This window comes from Thermus thalpophilus (genome assembly GCF_022760915.1).
In the GTDB taxonomy this organism is placed as follows: domain Bacteria; phylum Deinococcota; class Deinococci; order Deinococcales; family Thermaceae; genus Thermus; species Thermus thalpophilus.
Map to the genome: position 1 here is coordinate 1 of NZ_JAKTNS010000077.1, position 1,761 is coordinate 1,761.

Below are 1,761 nucleotides of genomic sequence, written 5' to 3' on the forward strand. Positions count from 1 at the left end.
GCCCTGCCCCGAGGGCAGGGGCTCCCGTGGACCTCGGGGCCATCCCCTACCTGCAGGAAGCCTCACGGGAGGAGATACCGGGACTCATCACGGCCCTGGCGGAGCACCTAGCCCACCTCCTACGGGACCCTGGTAGCCGACGGTGGTACGCAGGCCTCCTGTGGCGGGTAGTCCGGGGGGAACTGGACGGCTGGGCCCTCTACCAGGCCGTGCAAAGGGTCCTGGTGGACCTGAGGGAGGGGTGGGCCAGGAAGCCCGGGGCCCTGCTAGCGTCTAGGCTTCAGCCTACCGGACTGGCGTAGTCCCCGGACCACCTCCTCAGCCCCCTGGAGGAGCAGGAGGCCCAGGATGCGGGACCGGTACCGCTCACCCCGACCCCGGGCGATCACCTCCATGAGAGCTTCCAGCCTCTTCCACCCCTGAGGAGTGAGGGCCACATAGAGATCCCGGCCCTCATATCCCTCAGGAGGCCTTCCCGACCCCGGCCTAGGTCCACCCCTGGGCATATCCCACCTCCAACTCTGATTATACCGGGGGAAAACCATAGATTTGCGATGAGGGCGGGGTCTCCTAAATAGCCGCGTAGCGGGGGGCGTGTTACTCATGGGCCCCCCGCCGACTGTTGCCGTTGGGAACAGGATAAACCCCGATTTGGTCGGTGTCAACTATGTCGGGGGAAAAACCAAAAAAAAGCCTTAGATAAGGGAACCTGACCCCAAATGATTAACCCCGGGAAAAACCTGTGCCCCTGCCCCTGCCCTTCCCCCCTGGCCATTGTGCCCCGGGGGTGGGGGCCCCCCGGCCAGGGTGCTTCGCACCCCTCCGGGGCCGCCCTCTCGCATGTACAAACCCCGTCCTCGTAGCCTCCGGTAAACATGCGTGATGGGATGGGCGGCCCCTCCGGGGCTATCGCCCTGGCCGGACCCCACCCCCGGGAGGAGGGGGAACCAGGGGAAGGGGCAGGGGGAAAAAGTGGCAGGGTTGGGGGGTATGTGGTATACCCAAAAGGAAAGGGGGGGTTCCATACGGATACCCCCTGGACGGCACCCTCAGGGTACCGCATGGCCCCCCCGAAAACAAGGGGGCAACGATGAACCTGAGGGACCTTCAGAAGCTGGGCGAAGCGGCAGTCAGGCTGGCGAACCTCCTGGGCTGGAAGCCCGATGCAACATACAAGGATAAAGAGGATAGTTCAGCTAAGGTAGAACCCCCCAGGATTGATTCCGTTGGGGCCCCTACCCCGGAAATCAAAAAACCCCGTTGGCTAGTGTCTGTTGCACGGGGGGGGGAGCTGGCCAGCCTCCTCTACCGGGTAGCGAGGGGGGTAGCCAGGAGCCGGGGGATGGCCCGGGCTACCGGGACCGTGGTCGTCCATCTGCCGGTGGACCTCATAGCCCAGCACCTAGGGGTGGATAGGACCACCATATGGCGCTGGGCCAAGGAGCTTGAGGAGCACGGCCTAATAGCCCGGAGGACCCACTACGGGACCCTCGAGGGCCGGACGGTGGCCACGGGAACCGTGTGGGCCATCCGACTCAAACCCGGGAGGGCCAGGCTCACCTATGAGGACCTAGCGCACCCCTGGCGGGCTATGGAGGCCGATGTAGCCCGTGGAGCCACGGCATGGGCGTGGAAGAAGGAAAAGGCGACTCCCAGCCTAGCGGACCTCTTAGGGTGGGCTCTAGGGGCCCGTAGAGGCCCCGGGAGCCCTGCCCCGAGGGCAGGGGCTCCCGTGGACCTCGGGGCCATCCCCTACCTGCA

2 pseudogenes are annotated in these 1,761 nt (G+C 65.7%); both read left to right on the forward strand.

The features are described 5' to 3' along the window. Positions 1 to 302 (forward strand): annotated as a pseudogene (locus tag L0D17_RS13030) (hypothetical protein); the annotation flags it as partial. A gap of 788 nt (positions 303 to 1,090) precedes the next feature. Then, positions 1,091 to 1,761, forward strand: a pseudogene (locus L0D17_RS13035) (hypothetical protein); the annotation flags it as partial.